The sequence below is a fragment of the Pseudonocardia sp. GCM10023141 genome, assembly GCF_042653605.1.
On sequence record NZ_JBHSIR010000056.1, the window covers coordinates 43,232 to 58,293 of the forward strand.

13 protein-coding genes are annotated in these 15,062 nt (G+C 69.9%); 7 read left to right on the plus strand and 6 right to left on the minus strand.

Features of this window, described 5'->3' with window-relative positions; all coding sequences use genetic code 11:
- Window positions 1-66: 66 nt before the first annotated feature.
- Window positions 67-600, minus strand: a complete 534-nt coding sequence (locus ACFPFQ_RS32065; protein ID WP_379625588.1) for an RICIN domain-containing protein — start codon at window positions 598-600, stop codon at window positions 67-69.
- A 119-nt stretch (window positions 601-719) separates the two neighbouring features.
- The gene (locus ACFPFQ_RS32070) at window positions 720-1,292 is read right to left on the minus strand and encodes an FHA domain-containing protein (RefSeq protein WP_379625590.1); all 573 of its coding nucleotides are present in this window, start codon (window positions 1,290-1,292) and stop codon (window positions 720-722) included.
- Window positions 1,293-1,783: 491 nt separating this feature from the next.
- Here ACFPFQ_RS32070 and ACFPFQ_RS32075 point away from each other — a divergent pair, with 491 nt between their 5' ends.
- The 5 genes from ACFPFQ_RS32075 (at window position 1,784) to ACFPFQ_RS32095 (ending at window position 7,833) form a co-directional block, all read left to right on the plus strand.
- Complete coding sequence (locus ACFPFQ_RS32075) at window positions 1,784-2,050, plus strand: hypothetical protein (RefSeq protein WP_379625592.1); 267 nt, start codon at window positions 1,784-1,786, stop codon at window positions 2,048-2,050.
- A gap of 76 nt (window positions 2,051-2,126) precedes the next feature.
- The gene (locus tag ACFPFQ_RS32080; protein ID WP_379625594.1) at window positions 2,127-5,099 is read left to right on the plus strand and encodes a helix-turn-helix transcriptional regulator; all 2,973 of its coding nucleotides are present in this window, start codon (window positions 2,127-2,129) and stop codon (window positions 5,097-5,099) included.
- A gap of 36 nt (window positions 5,100-5,135) precedes the next feature.
- Window positions 5,136-5,618 carry an ester cyclase gene (locus tag ACFPFQ_RS32085; protein ID WP_379625596.1) on the plus strand — a complete coding sequence of 161 codons (483 nt, stop codon included), beginning with the start codon at window positions 5,136-5,138 and terminating at the stop codon, window positions 5,616-5,618.
- 70 nt (window positions 5,619-5,688) lie between these two features.
- The gene (gene htpG / locus ACFPFQ_RS32090; protein WP_379625598.1) at window positions 5,689-7,572 is read left to right on the plus strand and encodes a molecular chaperone HtpG; all 1,884 of its coding nucleotides are present in this window, start codon (window positions 5,689-5,691) and stop codon (window positions 7,570-7,572) included.
- Window positions 7,573-7,692: 120 nt separating this feature from the next.
- A complete protein-coding gene (locus tag ACFPFQ_RS32095; protein ID WP_379625600.1) occupies window positions 7,693-7,833 on the plus strand; it encodes a hypothetical protein in 141 nt (46 codons plus the stop codon).
- Window positions 7,834-8,075: 242 nt separating this feature from the next.
- On the opposite strand, the gene ACFPFQ_RS32100 is transcribed toward ACFPFQ_RS32095, so the two are convergent.
- Genes ACFPFQ_RS32100 through ACFPFQ_RS32115 form a run of 4 tightly spaced genes read right to left on the minus strand, consistent with a single transcriptional unit; the run spans window position 8,076 to window position 11,837 of the window.
- Complete coding sequence (locus ACFPFQ_RS32100; protein ID WP_379625602.1) at window positions 8,076-9,488, minus strand: FAD-binding oxidoreductase; 1,413 nt, start codon at window positions 9,486-9,488, stop codon at window positions 8,076-8,078.
- A gap of 49 nt (window positions 9,489-9,537) precedes the next feature.
- The gene (locus ACFPFQ_RS32105; protein WP_379625604.1) at window positions 9,538-10,401 is read right to left on the minus strand and encodes a sugar phosphate isomerase/epimerase family protein; all 864 of its coding nucleotides are present in this window, start codon (window positions 10,399-10,401) and stop codon (window positions 9,538-9,540) included.
- A gap of 55 nt (window positions 10,402-10,456) precedes the next feature.
- On the minus strand, window positions 10,457-10,975 hold the full coding sequence (locus ACFPFQ_RS32110; protein WP_379625606.1) for a VOC family protein: 519 nt from the start codon (window positions 10,973-10,975) through the stop codon (window positions 10,457-10,459).
- Window positions 10,976-11,009: 34 nt separating this feature from the next.
- The gene (locus ACFPFQ_RS32115; RefSeq protein WP_379625608.1) at window positions 11,010-11,837 is read right to left on the minus strand and encodes an LLM class F420-dependent oxidoreductase; all 828 of its coding nucleotides are present in this window, start codon (window positions 11,835-11,837) and stop codon (window positions 11,010-11,012) included.
- 214 nt (window positions 11,838-12,051) lie between these two features.
- On the opposite strand from ACFPFQ_RS32115, the gene ACFPFQ_RS32120 reads away from it, so the two are divergent.
- Together ACFPFQ_RS32120 and ACFPFQ_RS32125 are read left to right on the plus strand one after the other, a co-directional pair.
- Complete coding sequence (locus tag ACFPFQ_RS32120) at window positions 12,052-13,212, plus strand: M24 family metallopeptidase (protein ID WP_379625610.1); 1,161 nt, start codon at window positions 12,052-12,054, stop codon at window positions 13,210-13,212.
- Window positions 13,213-13,270: 58 nt separating this feature from the next.
- A complete protein-coding gene (locus ACFPFQ_RS32125) occupies window positions 13,271-15,025 on the plus strand; it encodes a sigma-54-dependent Fis family transcriptional regulator (protein ID WP_379625612.1) in 1,755 nt (584 codons plus the stop codon).
- Window positions 15,026-15,062 lie beyond the last annotated feature (37 nt).

Below are 15,062 nucleotides of genomic sequence, written 5' to 3' on the forward strand. Positions count from 1 at the left end.
CGCAGACGGGCGGGCGCCCCCGATCCGTCCGACCCCGCACCACCATGGCGGTTGCCGCGAGTCCGGTCAGACGAGCCTGAATGCCTGCGCCGTCGTCTCGTTGCAGTCCCAGAGCTGTACCTTCGCGCCGTTGAGGGTGGAGTTGCCGCTCACGTCGACGCACCGGGTGCTGCTCATCGGCCTCAGGGTGAACCCGCCGTTTCCGGTGTCGAGCCGGAAGAGCTTGTTCGCGTCCTGGCTGCACTCGGCCTGGTCGATCTGCGCACCGTTGACGTTCGCGGAACGGGAAACCTCCATGCACAGGCCACCGGGGCCCTTGCTGATGAGCTGGAAGTAGTCGACGCCGGTGTACTTCCCGACGAACTGCACGCCCCATTCCTGGTTCGCCGAGCCGAAGCACTGCCAGGTCTGGATCCGTGCGCCCGCGCCGCCGTCCTCGGCGCGCACGTCGAGGCACTTGCCGCTCCCGATGCCGACGATCTCGTGGGCCGGGACGGCCGCCTGTGCGGGTGCGGCCATCACTACCGCGCCCGTGATCATGGTGGCCGCTGCCGCCGCGGTGGCTGCCATGGCTCGACCGAGAACCTCGTGGATGGACATCTCTTTCTCCGTTCTTCGTTCCCCTTGATTCACTGTTGCCCGACCAGCATCGCCCTTTCCGTGGGAGGGGATAAGCCGCCGAGGTGCCCGGTTCTACCTCGGGTTCTTCCAGGGGATTCTCACGACTTGTGAGGCGGTTCGGGGCTGTGCCTGATCGTGTGCATGTCGAGTGCGTTGAGCGATCCGCGCCGGATTGCCTCGTGGGCGAGTCGCGCCTGCCGCCCGGTGCCTCGTCCACCGATGTCGAACTTGCGGTAGAGATTCACGAAGTGTTGCCGCACCGCGGCCGCGGTGACCCCGAGTGCGAGTGCGATCTCGCGAGGCGATGCCACCTCGTTGACGTCGCCGCCGGTGATGACCGGCCGGAGAAGCGACTGGAGCACGTCATATTCGCGGGTCGTCAGCAGGGGTGGCGATGCTGGACAGTCCGTCCTCGAGGCGTCGTCGGAGGACTGTGCGATGTGGACGATGATGAGGGTCTTGCCCACGCGGATCTCGTCGCCGGTATCGAGGGGTGTCTGGACGAGGATCGCGCGACCGTTGACATACGTACCATTCGTCGAGCCGAGGTCGCGCAGGCACCACTTGCCGGCGAGGAGCTCGGTGGTGGCGTGCAGTCGTGACACCGACGTGTCGTCGAGGATGACCGCATCGCAGGAGGCGGATCGCCCGATGGTGACGGCTTCTCTCATCAGTGGGACGAGCTCGATGCCGTCGGACTGGGGGATCCGAAAATGGGAGGTCACGTGAGAAGTGAAGGGGAAATCGGAAGGATCCTGCTGATGGGGGCCGCATCCCTCCGCATGATCTTCCTCCTGATGTCGCCCCGTGACGGCCCTATTTCGACTCGATGGGCTGTGCACACTGCAGGGCGCGGTTCCGGCGTCAGCGCAGTGTGGAGTCGGCAGTTCGCCGAGTCAATGGGGACCTGGCGCAAGAATGGCGAGTGGGGATTCGAGGGCGTTGCGTAGGGAAGTGTTACCCATCGACGGGAGGGCGATCACCCATGTCCGAGTGCGCGGCTGACCACCTCACGTGTTGTGAGAGGGGCGCCCGTCAACGAGCAGGCAATACCACTCAGGTGGCAACTACCCGAATCCGATGGTTGCGGTGAGGCTGGAGGAGCCCGAGCAGCGATCACGCTCAGGGCGCCAACCCAGATATCGTCACCGGAGGTAGGACCATGCTGAAGAAGCTTGCCAACAGGACTCGCGCACTGATCGTGGCAACGGGCCTGATGGCGGGTCTCGCGGTCGGCATCGTCGCCGCACCTGGCGCGTCCGCAAGCACGACCTGTGCAACGCTCAACGCCGTCACCAACTCATGGAATGACCGGTTCAACTACGCCTACGACAACTACGGAATCGGTGACTCCCGCACAATGGACGCCTTCAACCACTGGAACATGGCATCAATTCGCGGATACGCTGCCGGTTGCCTTCCCGCCTGACCCGGCGTGCTGGCGTGTCGCCCGCCGCGATGAGGTTTCTCGGGTCTTCTGACGCCGAGCCGGTGATACTGGCGGCATGTCCGGTCGACTCGGTGAAGGTGCTGCCGCCGCGTCGAGGCGGCACCTGCGACTGGGTGTACCGAGCAACCTGCCGGCGGAGGCCAGTACGTTCGTCGGGCGCCGCGGGGATCTGGAGCGTGGCGTGGCGTTGTTGGCCGGAACGAGGCTGCTCACGCTGACGGGCGCCGGTGGGTGCGGGAAGACGCGCGTGGCGCAGCGGTTGGCCGCGCTGGTCGGTGGGGAGTTCGCCGATGGCGTGTGGTGGGTCGAGCTCGCAACGTTGACCGATGAGACGCTCGTCGGCGAGGCACTGGCCCGGATCCTGGGCCTGCCGGTGTCCGGGGCTTCCGCGGATGACGCCGTACTGGGCCACGTCGCGGCTGCCGGGTGTCTGGTCGTGCTGGACAACTGCGAGCACGTCCTCGACGGTGTGGCCGAGTTGGTCGGGCGGATCTTGAGGGAGGCCCCGTCCGTCCGGGTCCTGTGCACGAGCCGGGAACCGGTCGGTGTCGATGGTGAGACGACGTGGCGGGTCCCGTCGCTCGCGGTACCACCACTGAGCACGGACCCGGGCGTGGTCGCGGCGTTCGACGCTGCGCGGCTGTTCGTCGCTCGCGCTGTCGCGTCCGACCCCGATCTGGTGTTGACCGCGGCGACGGCCCGGGCCGTCGCGCAGATCTGTCAGCGTCTCGACGGGATCCCGCTCGCCCTCGAGCTGGCCGCCGCACGGGTGCGCACGGTGTCGCTGGATCGGATCGTCGTCGGGTTGGACGACCGCTTCCGGCTGTTGACCAGCGGTACGCGCACGGCGGCGGCGCGGCACCGCACGTTGCGGGCGTCGGTCGAATGGTCACACGCCCTTCTCGAGGAACCAGAGCGGATCCTGTTGTGCCGGCTCGGGGTGTTCGTCGGAGGGTTCACAGCGGAGGCCGCTGACCACGTGGCGAGCGGCGGACCGGTGGGGCTCTTCGACGTCCTGGGGCTGTTGTCGCGGCTGGTGGACAGGTCGCTGGTGCACCGCGAGCCGTCCGGCCGCTACCGGTTGCTGGAGACGATCCGCGCGTTCGCCCTGGAACGGCTGGCCGAGGCGGGTGAGTTCGGTGTGATCGCCGACCGGCACCTCGGCTGGGTGACCGACCTTGCCGAAGCCCACGAGACGCGCCTCCTCCGCGTGCACGTCTCGGCACTCGACGCGATGGAACAGGAACTGCCGAATCTGCGCGCCGCACTGGCCCATGCCGCATCAGGGGCAGGGGAGTCGACGGGGCTGCGGCTGATCGCGGCGCTGCCGTTCTTCTGGGGCATGCGTAGCTACGCCGCCGAAGGCATGACGTGGGCGACGCTCGTCATGGCCGCCGCCTCTGATGCCCCGGTCGTGATGCGGGCACGGGTGCGCTGGGCGGCGGCGTTCACCCGGTTCTACAGCGGGACCGACTTCGCAGGCGCCGGGGAGGAGGCCGGTGTCGCGCTGGCCGAAGCGACCGAGGCAGGCGACGCGCAGACCCAGGGCCGGTGCCTGCAGATCATCACGCTGATCCAGGGTCTGTTCGATCCGTCCGCGGCAAGGTCGAGTGCGGCAGCAGGTCTGGAGCTGGCCCGTACGGCAGGTGACCGCTGGAACGAATGCACCCTGCTCGGCCTGATCGCCTTCAGCCACACCGTCCAGTTCCATCCGGCCGCCGCCCGACCGTTCGTCGACCGGGCGACGGAGATCGCGAACGACATCGATGATCGTGGCCAGCAGTTCTGGACGCTGTACGGGTCCGGCGTGGCGGCCGCGGCCGGGGGCGCGTTCGACGACGCCCGGAACGCCTACACCCGGGGTCTCGAGGTCAGCCGACGGATCGGTGACCCCGTTCGGGAGACCTATGCCGTCGCCGGGTTGATGACGGTCGAGATCGCGGTCGGTCGGTGGCACGCGCTCGCCCTGCTGGCAGACGGCATGGGACGCTCGCAGCGACCGCTCGACGCCGTCGTGCACGCCCACCTGATCCCGGCGATCCGCGAGATCGCGGCCTTCGCCGAGCGCCCTGTCGAGGCGGCGAACGCGTTGGCCCGCACCGGGGAGTTCCTCCTCGGCGCGGTCGATCCGACGTCCGGGCAACGACTGATGGTGCAGGGCGCCACGGCGCTGCATTCCGTCGGGGAGGTCGACGCGGCCACCCGGGCCGCCACGGCCGCGCTGGCGGCGGCCGAACGGCGTGGCTCGGCGATGGTCGGGCCCTGCCGGGTACTGCTCGCACGCATCGCGCGAGACACCGGCGATCAGGTGGCGGGCCCAGGAGCAGCGGAGCGCCTGATCCACCAGGATCTCGCGGCGACCGCGGCGGCCGGCCTGCTCGCGGACGTCCCGGATGCGCTCGAAGTCCTCGGTGGGTTGGCCATCGACGCGGGCAGTACCGCGGAGGGCGTCCGGCTGCTTGCTGCCGCGGCCCGGCTGGACACCGTCACCACCCGGCACCGATGGTTCGCAGACCGCGCCGCCCGGGACGTGGCCCGAGCGGCGGACGCACTGGGCGAGGCGTTCGACCCGATCTGGCAGGAGGGTGGCGCCATGGACGTCACCGGCGCGATCGCCTACGCCCGTCGCGCCCGGGGCGAGCGCGGACGGCCGGATCACGGGTGGGACTCCCTGACCCCGACCGAGCTGGACGTCGTCGGCTTCGTGAGCGCCGGACTGAGCAATCCCCAGGTCGCCCAGCGCATGTTCATCGCCCGCAGCACCGTCAAGACCCATCTGCTGCACATCTTCGCCAAGCTAGTGGTCACCGCCGGAAGTTTGCCCAGGGTCTCGGCGGCCCAGCTCCACGCTGGACGCACCGCCGGACAACCCGAGTACAACCCGGTACGAGGGCTGCCCGCCGGCACGCCCAGCGAGAAGCTGGATCCCCCGATACCCCCGACGAACCTCCGGCGGCAACCACTAGGCGTCACGAACCGGACCGAGCTCGCCGCGCAAGCGCTCCTACGCCGGAACACGATGTCCTGACCGGCTTCGGGTCTCCACCACCTGGTGGATGTTCCGATGGACGGCGTGGGCCACGGTGGCGTGGTCCGGGCGAGCAGCGCCCGGCTCACACCGGGAGTCGCCATGACCGGCACCGAGATCGTCCAGCGTTCGGCCGACGCGTGGAACAACCGTGACCGAGACGCCTACCTCGCCTGCTACGCCGAGGACTGCGAGTTCACCACGCCACACTCGACGGGGAAGGGTCCCGCCGCGGTCATCGCGTTCTGGGAGATGCAGATGACGGCATTCCCCGACAACCGTGTTCGGGTCGCGGCTCTGTTCGACTCCGGTGACCTCGTGGCAGAGGAGGCGTCGTTCGAGGGAACCCAGACCGGTCCCGGAGTCAACCCCGACGGCACCGGGTTCCCGCCCTCCGGCCGCAGCGTGACGACGATGTTCGCCGCCCTGCACACCGTCGAAGGCAACGTGATCACCCGCACCGCCTTCTACTGGGACGACATGACCTTCGCCGCCCAACTCGGGTTGTTGCCCGGGTAGACCACGTCGGGTACCCCGACGATCCTAGGATCGTCCGCGGTATCGACGAACGTGGACGGAAGGTGCGCCGGTGAGCACGGAGACCATCGAGTTCAAGGCCGAGACGCGTCAGCTGCTGCAGCTGATGGTGCACTCGATCTACTCCAACCGGGACGTGTTCCTGCGTGAACTGATCTCCAACGCGTCCGACGCGCTGGACAAGCTGCGCCTGGAGACGTTCCGTGACAAGGAGCTGCAGGCCGACGTGTCGGACCTGCACATCGAGTTGGCCGTCGACCGTGAGTCGCGCACGGTGACCGTGCGCGACAACGGTGTCGGTATGAGCCGTGACGACGTCGTCGGCCTGATCGGGACGATCGCGAAGTCCGGGACCGCGGAGCTGCTGGCTTCGTTGAAGGCCGCGGGCGCTGATGCGGGAGTCGATTCAGCGGCGGCGAGCGAGCTGATCGGCAAGTTCGGCATCGGCTTCTACTCGAGCTTCATGGTCGCCGATGCGGTTGTACTCGTGACGCGCCGCGCAGGCGCCGAGACGGGCGTGCGCTGGGAGTCGGCGGGGGAGGGCACGTTCACCGTCGAGGAGGCACCCGGGGTCCCGCAGGGCACCTCCGTGACGTTGACGCTCAAGCCCGCCGATGCCGATGACGACATGCCCGACTACACCGATGTGTCGGTGCTGCGCCGGATCGTCCGGCGGTACTCGGACTTCATCACCTGGCCCATCCGCGTCGCCTCGGCGGAGGAGGGCGGGGAGCCGGAGACGCTCAACCGCCGCAAGGCGCTGTGGACGCGTCCACGGAGCGAGGTGAGCGAGGAGGAGTACGCCGAGTTCTACCGGCACGTCGGGCACGACTGGCAGCCGCCCCTGGAGACGATCTCGCTGCGCGCCGAGGGCACGTTCGAGTACCAGGCCCTGCTGTTCCTGCCTGCGCACGCGCCGATCGACCTGCACATGCGCGAGGCCCGCCGTGGTGTGCAGCTCTACGTGCGGCGGGTGTTCATCATGGACGACTGCGAGGCGCTCGTGCCGCAGTACCTGCGGTTCGTCAAGGGCGTCGTGGACGCCGCCGACCTCTCGCTCAACGTCTCCCGGGAGATCCTGCAACAGGACCGGCAGATCCAGCTGATCCGCAAGCGGCTGATCCGCAAGGTTCTCTCGACGCTCGTGACGTTGCAGTCCGAGCAGCCCGAGAAGTACGCGACGTTCTGGCGCGAGCTGGGCCTGGCGTTCAAGGAGGGGTTGCTGGAGGACGTCGACAACCGCGAACAGGTACTGGGCCTGTGCTCGTTCGCGTCGACGCACGACGCCGAGGCGCCCACGACGCTCGCGGCGTACAAGGAGCGCATGCTCGAGGGCCAGGAGGCGGTGTACTACGCCACCGGTGAGTCCCGGGTTGCCGTGGAGAACTCCCCGCACCTGGAGGCGTTGCGCGCCAAGGGGTACGAGGTCCTGCTGCTGACCGATCCGATCGACGAGGTGTGGGTCGACCAGATCTCCGAGTTCGACGGCACCCCGCTCACGTCCGTCGCGAAGGGTGAGCTGGACGCCGATGAGACCTCGGCGACGGACCGGGACGGGTTCGCCGGGCTGCTCACCTGGCTGGGTGCGACACTCGACGACGAGGTGCGGGAGGTCCGGCTCACCGGGCGGCTGACGACCTCGCCCGCGTGCCTCGTCGGTGCCAGTGGGGACATGACCCCGGCGCTGGAGAAGATGTATCGCGCGATGGGGCAGCAGCTGCCGCCGATGAAGCGGATCCTCGAGCTCAACCCGAAGCACCCGCTGGTCGAGGGTCTCCGTGCCGCGTACGAGTCGCGTCCCGATGATGCGTCGCTGCCGGGCACGGCTCGGCTCGTGCACGACATGGCGCTGCTCGCGGAGGGTGGGGAGCTCGCCGATCCGTCCCGTTTCGTCGGTCTGCTCGCGGATCGTCTGCAGAAGCTGGTCGCACTGTGATCGCGACGGCGCCGGCCCGGTGGAGGATGCCGGTCTGGCGAACTCGATGCTGAACTGATCGCCGGTGGTACTCCCCGAGGCGGCCACGGCGATGGGTTCGCCACCTCAGCCGGTCATGCAGTGCAGCTCGAGCACGGCCGGGTGCTCCGCGACGCCGGGGCACAGCGGCTGATGGTCCTGTCCGCCGATCCGGGCAGCCCCAGCCACGACGCGCTGCGCATCCTCGCCTCCTGGACAGCGGACCCTGTCGCCAACGGCTGAGGGTGCCGGTCAGACCATCTCGGAGCGCACGCACATCGTGAGGGGTCCCCGCACACCGTCCACGGTGTGCGTCAGCCCCCGCCGGTGTGCGTGAACGTCCGCCCGGCCGGGACGAGGCCGGCCGCCGTGGCTTGCAGCAACCGGAGCAGCCGTGGTTCGAAGTCGAGTGCGGCATGAAGGCGAGGCCGCGACCGATCGGATCGATCGGCCGCGGCATCGCGGTGCTGCCGCGAACAGAGCACTCAGGACGAGCCGGCTCCGACGATCCGGGCGGGCTTGATGTTCTGGTTGTGGTGGAAGACGTTCTCCGGGTCGTACCGCGCCTTGATCCGGGAGAGCCGGTCGTACTTCTCCGGGCCGTACGCAGCTCGGACGCGGTCCTCGTCGTACTCGTTCATGTTGTTGATGTAGCTGCCGGAGCTCATGCCGAAGGGGCGCATGTCGGTCCAGAACTGCCGGACCCACTTGCGGTCGTCGGCCAGTTCCTCGGCCGTCTCGCAGGTGGCGGTGATGATGAAGTGGTACGCGGCGTCGCGCGGACCGCCCCAGGCGGCGTCCTCGTCGGCGACCCGGGCGTAGGCGCCGCCGAGTGTCATCGCGGCGAAGTAGGAGAACGCCCCGCGCTTGCCGGGGAGGTGGCGCTGCATCACATCGATGGCTCCGTCGTCGATGCCGGGCAGGTAGACCGCCTTCTCGTAGCCGTGCACACCCCAGGGGTTGAAGGCGTCGTTCATGCCCTGCAGGTCGAGGTAACGCATCGGCTCGACCATCTCGAAGACCGGCGAGAGTTCCGAGCGAACCAGGTCGGCGGCGGCAGCGAGCTCGGCCCACGGACCGACGGTGACGAGCTGGATGAAGTAGCCCGCCGTGTGCTTGTACTCGTCGGGGACGAACGGCGCGTCGGGGGCGTCCATCCCGAAGACGAGGATCGCCATGTCGTCGGGAAGCCGCGACGGGAGGTCGCGGAAGAACCGGAGGACGTCGGGCCCGCGGTCGGGTGGGAAGAAGAACATCCCGACGTTCGCGGTCTCGCCGATGGGGTGGAGCTGGAAGACGAACTCGGTGACGATCCCGAAGTTGCCGCCGCCGCCGCGCAGCGCCCAGAACAGGTCCGCGTTCTCCGTGGCGGAGGCCCGCACCACCGTGCCGTCGGACAGCACCACCTCGGCCTCGACGAGGTTGTCGCAGGCCAGTCCGAACCGGCGCAGGAGGAACCCGACGCCGCCACCGAGGGTCAGGCCGCCGACTCCGGTGTGGCTGACGATGCCGGCCGTGACGCCGAGGCCGTGCTCGGCGAGCGCAACGTCGAGCTGCTTGAGCTGGCAGCCGCCACCCACGTACGCCCGCCGGGTGACCGGATCGACGTGGACGCTGTTGACACCCTCGAGGTGGATCATCAGGCCGCCCTCGGCGACCGCGAGTCCGGCGAAGTTGTGCCCACCGCCCCGCACCGAGATCTCGAGCTCTTCGGCGCGACCGAAGGCGATGGCGGCGGCGATGTCCGCGGTTGTCGAGCAGGACGCAACGAGCGCGGGATACCGGTTGATGTCGGCGTTCCAGACCTGCCGGGAGTTCTCATATCCCGCGTCGCCGGGCCGGTACACCTTGCCGGTGAAAGTCTCAGAGAAGGCGTCGACGGCATTGTTGCTGACCATTTTTCCTCACAGGTCCGATGGGGGGTGGAGCTCTCGTGGACAGCGGCAGCTACTGCGCCGCGGAGACCAGTCGGCGGGTGGCGATGGCGAACGCGGTGGCGAGCTCGTCGGCGGGACGGGACTGCCACTGCTGCGAGAGCACCTCGATCGAGATCGGGGCCGTCGTGCCGGAGGCGCGCAGGAGCCCGAGGAATCCGGCGACGTCCCACTCGCCGTCGCCGAAGAGCCTGCGGTGGTTGAGGGTCTCCTCGAAGTAGTCGTCGGTGAGGGGTTCCGTCGGGCCGTCGGACAGCTGCATCACGACGATCCGATCGGCCGGGATCGAGCGCAGTGCGGCCTCGTCGGGGGTGCCGCGGACGTAGTGCCAGTTGTCGACGCACAGTCCGCCGTTGTCCCGGTCGGCCTGCTCGACGATGGCCAGCGAGCTGGCGATGTCGGGCAGGTCGGTGCCGGGCAGGAACTCGATGGCGACCTTCGCGCCCACCTCGGCCGCGCGGTCGCACAGCTGCGCGAACCTGCTGACGGAGTCGGCCCCGGCCCCGCCCGACGACGCCGCGACCACGATGTGGTGCGCACCGAAGGCATCCGCGAGCTCGAGGAAGTCGTTCTCCGCGGTGCGGTCGAGGTAGGGCAGATCCCACGGGAACCACGACGGCCCCCACCGGCTCCCGTCGGCGGGCCCGTCGAATCCGAGCCCGACCTCGAGCTCCGCCACCCGCACCCCGTGGCGCTCGGCGACGGTCGCGAGGTCCTTGGCGGTCGTGCCGCCCTTCTTGAGCTCCTGGTAGTCGAAGATCGAGTAACCGATGCTGGGGAGTCCCGCTCGGGCGGCCGCGACGATCCGTTCCTCGAACGGGGTCGTGCCGGCGAAGTTGCCGAAGCCCAGGATGATATCGGGTTCTTTTCCGGTCATTGTCCTGCTCCTGGATTCGAGGGTCGGGGGCGGAGTCGCCCATTCCGTTGTGACGCTATTGCCGGATTTCGCCGCGATGTTGTCCCGAACTGGGACGCGGGCGGCCGGGATCATGGACCAGTTCCAGCAGACCGCCCCAGGGAAGGCGGCAGTAGACCCACACGGCGCCGGTGGTGGTGCCGGGAACGGGGGCGGGTGCGGCCAGCGCCGCGGCGCCGGCTGCGAGGGCCCGCTCGATCGCACGGTCGATGTCGTCGACGCGGACCGCCAGGTGCTGGATGCCGAGGTCGGACAGCCGGACGGGTGCGGCCTGGTCGACGGTGCCGAACTCGAACAGCTCGATCCCGGCACCGCCGGGGAGCGCCAGCATGCGCACGCGCAGGACGGTCGCGCCGGCCGGTAGCCCGAGTGCGGTCTCGATCTCCGACCCGCCCAGCGGTTCGTCGACGAGGTCGGCCTCGACCGAGGCCCCGAACGCGGCGCAGAAGAATGCTGTCGCGGCGTCGAGATCGGGGACGGTCAGCCCGACGTGGTCGAGGACGGTCCATGGTGCGGCAAGCGGAACTGCGGCCACATCGGCCTCCTTGCAGTCGGAGCGGATGATGGGTTCAGGCAAGGCGTTCGACGAGGTGGGCCCACCCGTCGAGCTGCGCGAGGGATGCGCCCTCCGTCGCGGGTTCGAGCAGGAGCGCGACCCGCTCGGCGCCTGCCTCGCGGTAGGTGTCGAGGACGGCGACCTCGTGCCCGCCGACGCCGAAGACCGTCATCGGGGTCCCGGGTGCCGCTGCCAGCAGCGCCAGCTGCGCGCGCACTCCGGCCGGGTCGGGCGCGTTGCCCGCCATCCAGCCGTCACCGTGGTCGCGGAGGCGAGTGATCGCTGCCGGTCCCCAGCCTCCGACGTAGATCGGGACGTGCGGCTGCTGCACGGGCTTCGGCCATGACCACAGCGGGTCGAAGTCCACGAACTTGCCGTGGAACTCGGCCTCGTCCTGCGTCCAGATCGCCTTCAACGCCTGGATCTGCTCATCGAGGAGTGCGCCGCGGGTCCGCGGATCCGCCCCGTGGCTGCGGGTCTGCTCGCGGTTCCAGCCCGGAGCCACGCCCAGGATCATCCGGCCGTCGGAGATCAGGTCGAGGCTCGCGACCTCCTTGGCGGTGTGGATGACATCGCGCTGGGGAAGCAGCGTGACGGCGGTACCCAGCGTGATCCGCTCGGTGACCGCGGCGGCGGCGGCGAGCGCGACGAACGGGCTCACCATCCGCGCGTAGTAGGACGGCATCTCGCCGCCCGCCGGGTAGGGCGACTCCCGGCTGACCGGGATGTGCGAGTGCTCGGGGACGAGCAACGACTCGAACCCGCGCTCCTCGACCGCGCGCGCGAGCACGTCGGGCCGGATGCTCCGGTCGGTCAGGAACGCGCCGACACCGATCTTCATCGAGCCTCCGCCGTGGTGGGCCGGGACCTCGTCGGGACCCGGGGAGTGGGACGGCTCCGATGGTCGCGACCGGTGCGGCGGCGCACTTGTCCCAGCCTGGGACACCCGCGACAGGCCGTTGACAGGAGTGCGGGCGTACCGCAAAGTTCTGTCGACAGGCGACCGTCGCCCAACTGGGCGGTCCGTGGATCAACGAAGATCGAGGTGAGGTGCGGTGTCGACGACGCCCCCGTTCGACGTCCGGCTGCTCGACGGGCTCATGGAGCAGGCGGGCATCGACGCGCTGCTGGTGACCTCCAAGCACAACGTGCAGTACCTGCTGGGCGGCCATCGCTACTTCTTCTTCGACTACATGGACGCCCTCGGCGTGAGCCGGTACCTGCCGGTGGTCCTCTACGTGCGCGGCGATCCGGCTGCGGCCACCTATGTCGGGGCTGCCACCGAGGCCTGGCAGCTCGACAACGATCCGGTCTGGGTCGACACCGTCGAGCTCTGCAGCTGGGGCTCGGTCGATGCCGTCGAGGCGGCCGTGGCGCACCTGCGCAAGGCGTGTCCGAGCGGGGTCACGGTGGGGGTCGAGCAGGCCTTCCTCCCGGCGGATGCCTACCTCCGCCTCGCGCAGGAGCGGGACCTGGCGTTCGTCGAGGCCTTCGGGGTGCTCGAGCGGCTGCGGGCCCGCAAGTCCGACGCCGAGCTGGCGATCGTCGAGCGCGCGTCGGTCGCGATCGTCGAGTCGATGAAGGCGGTGTTCGCCGCGCACGGTGCCGGTACGACGAAGCGCGAACTCGCTGCGGCGTTGCACAGCGAGCAGGCGTTGCGCGGGCTGACGTTCGAGTACTGCCTGGTGAGCATGGGCTCGAGCCACAACCGGGGCGCGTCGGACCAGGCGTGGGCGCCGGGCGAGGTGCTGTGCCTGGACTCTGGCGGCAACCTCGGTGGCTACATCGGCGACCTGGCCCGGATGGCGGTGCTGGGACCACCCGACGCGGAGCTGCAGGATCTCCTCGCCGAGGTGGAGCTGACCCAGCAGGCCGCTCGTCGGGCGATCCGGGCCGGCACGATCGGTGCGGAGATCTTCGCGGTGGCCCAGGACGAGCTCCGTAGCCATCCGCACCGCGGATCGACCTCCTTCGTGGCGCACGGCATGGGCCTGATCAGCCACGAGGCTCCGCGGCTGACCAGCACCGGACCGGTGCCCTACCCGGCCGACGACGGGCCGCTGCCCCTCGAACCGGGCATGGTGCTCTCGGTCGAGACGACCCTGCTGCACGAGCGACGGGGCTTCATCAAGCTCGAGGACACCGTCGTCGTCACTGAGGGCGGGTACCGCGCGTTCGGCGACGGGGCCCGCGGCTGGAACATCGCCGGCCGCTGACCTGCCGATCAGCCGATCGCAGCCCTAGGATCGTTCGACTCGTCAGTGGAGGCCAACGATGTCCACGACCGACGCCCACCGGCTCCGTGACGCTCGCGAGGACTACCTCGCCAGCGGGCACATCGCCGCGCGCTACCGCCCACTCATCCGGCCGGAGATCGCGGCGTCCTGGTCCCGGTCGCGCACCGCGGGGGTGTCCCCGCTGGAGGTGCACCTGCCGGCGCTGCCGGAGTTCGACGAGCACAGCGCGCTGCGTGCCGCGGCAGCGCCGGTGCTGACCCGCATGGCCGAGGAGCTGGAGTCGCTCGGCTGCGCGCTCTCACTCGCTGACGGCGAGGGGCGCCTGGTGCACAGCTGGATCCCCGACGCGATGGTCCGCACCTCGCTGCGGCGGATCATGGCCGATCCGGGCGCGAGCTGCAGTGAGGCGCTGGTCGGCACGAACGGCGTGGGAACGGCACTCGCCGACCTGAAGACGAAGATCATCGGAGGTGCGGAGCACTGGGCGGACCTGCACCTGGACATGACGTGCGTGGCCGCTCCGGTGCTCGACCCGATCAGCAGGCGGCCGGCCGCCGTGATCAACGTGACCATGATGGAACAGCACGTCCATCCGGCGCTGACCTCGCTCGTCCGCTGGACCGTCGCGGAGGTGCGGCAGAGCCTGATGGACAGCTCCGGCAAGCACGAGCGCCGGATGTTCGAGCACTACCTGGCGCACCGCGGCCGTACCGATCGCCCGTCGCTGCTGCTCAGCCCGCGACTCGTGGTCGCCGATCCCGCCGCTGCCCGGTTGCTGCCCGATCTGGATGCGGCCGACCTCTGGCAGCGCGTCGGCGGTGATGTCGGCAGGGCGGCACGCAGCTTCGACCTCGAACTCCCGGACGGCGTGATGCTCCCGGTCCGGGTCACCCCGATCGGTGAGGCGGAGGGATTGCTGGTCGAGGTCTGTCACGGCGCGCACACCCCGCGGCGTCGCACGGCCGGGAGGCCGGCGCGGAGCACCGCCTACGCGGCGGCGGTCGATGCCGCTGCCGAGGCCGTCGCCGTCGGCGTTCCCCTGTTGCTGGTGGGGGAGCCGGGTGCCGGCAAGCTCACGCTCGCCCGGCGCCTCGTGCCGGAGCCCGTGGGACCTGCCGGAACAGCGGCCCTGGACGCCCGTGACGGGCGGCGGGGCTGGATCGAGGGGGTGCACGCCGCCGCGGCCGGGTCCGACGCGCTGCTCATCCGGCACCTCGACGAGCTCGATCCGACGGTGGCGCGCGAGCTCGCCTGCGTCCTCGACGACGTCGCGGCCTCGGCCACTGGCGCCGGTCCGACGGTGATCGGCACTGCCCGGCTGACCACGGCCGTCGAGCCCGCGCTGCTGGCCTGCTTCGCTCTCGCCACGGTGGAGGTGCCACCGCTGCGGGACCGGGCGGCCGACCTGCCCGGGCTGGTCGCCGACCTCAGCGCACGCCAGGACCGGCCGGCCCGCTGGAGCGGGGAGGCGCTCGATGCGCTGGCCCGCCGCGAGTGGCCGGGCAACGTGCGCGAGCTGGAGAACGTGGTCCAGCGGACCCTGATCAACAGCGGCGGGCTGATCCGCGTCGCGGACCTGCCACTCGACGTCCGGCAGAACGCGGGACGGCGCACGCTCAGCCGGATCGAGCGCGCGGAGCGCGACGCGATCGTCGCGGCGCTGGCGACCTCGCGCGGTAACAAGGTCATCGCCGCCGAGGAGCTCGGGATCTCCCGGTCGAGCCTGTACCGCAAGATCGAGCGCTACGGCCTGGCCGACTCCGGGCAGGTCGACATGCGGCTGCGCAGTTGACGGCTGCGTCGTCAACGGCTGCGGAGCTGATCCGAGG

Bases quoted from the DNA above. Each gene is read 5' to 3' on its own strand.
- ACFPFQ_RS32065 (WP_379625588.1), bottom strand. From the start codon at position 600: ATGTCCATCCACGAGGTTCTCGGTCGAGCCATGGCAGCCACCGCGGCG.
- ACFPFQ_RS32070 (WP_379625590.1), bottom strand. From the start codon at position 1,292: ATGAGAGAAGCCGTCACCATCGGGCGATCCGCCTCCTGCGATGCGGTC.
- ACFPFQ_RS32075 (WP_379625592.1), top strand. From the start codon at position 1,784: ATGCTGAAGAAGCTTGCCAACAGGACTCGCGCACTGATCGTGGCAACG.
- ACFPFQ_RS32080 (WP_379625594.1), top strand. From the start codon at position 2,127: ATGTCCGGTCGACTCGGTGAAGGTGCTGCCGCCGCGTCGAGGCGGCAC.
- ACFPFQ_RS32085 (WP_379625596.1), top strand. From the start codon at position 5,136: ATGGACGGCGTGGGCCACGGTGGCGTGGTCCGGGCGAGCAGCGCCCGG.
- ACFPFQ_RS32100 (WP_379625602.1), bottom strand. From the start codon at position 9,488: ATGGTCAGCAACAATGCCGTCGACGCCTTCTCTGAGACTTTCACCGGC.
- ACFPFQ_RS32105 (WP_379625604.1), bottom strand. From the start codon at position 10,401: ATGACCGGAAAAGAACCCGATATCATCCTGGGCTTCGGCAACTTCGCC.
- ACFPFQ_RS32115 (WP_379625608.1), bottom strand. From the start codon at position 11,837: ATGAAGATCGGTGTCGGCGCGTTCCTGACCGACCGGAGCATCCGGCCC.
- ACFPFQ_RS32125 (WP_379625612.1), top strand. From the start codon at position 13,271: ATGTCCACGACCGACGCCCACCGGCTCCGTGACGCTCGCGAGGACTAC.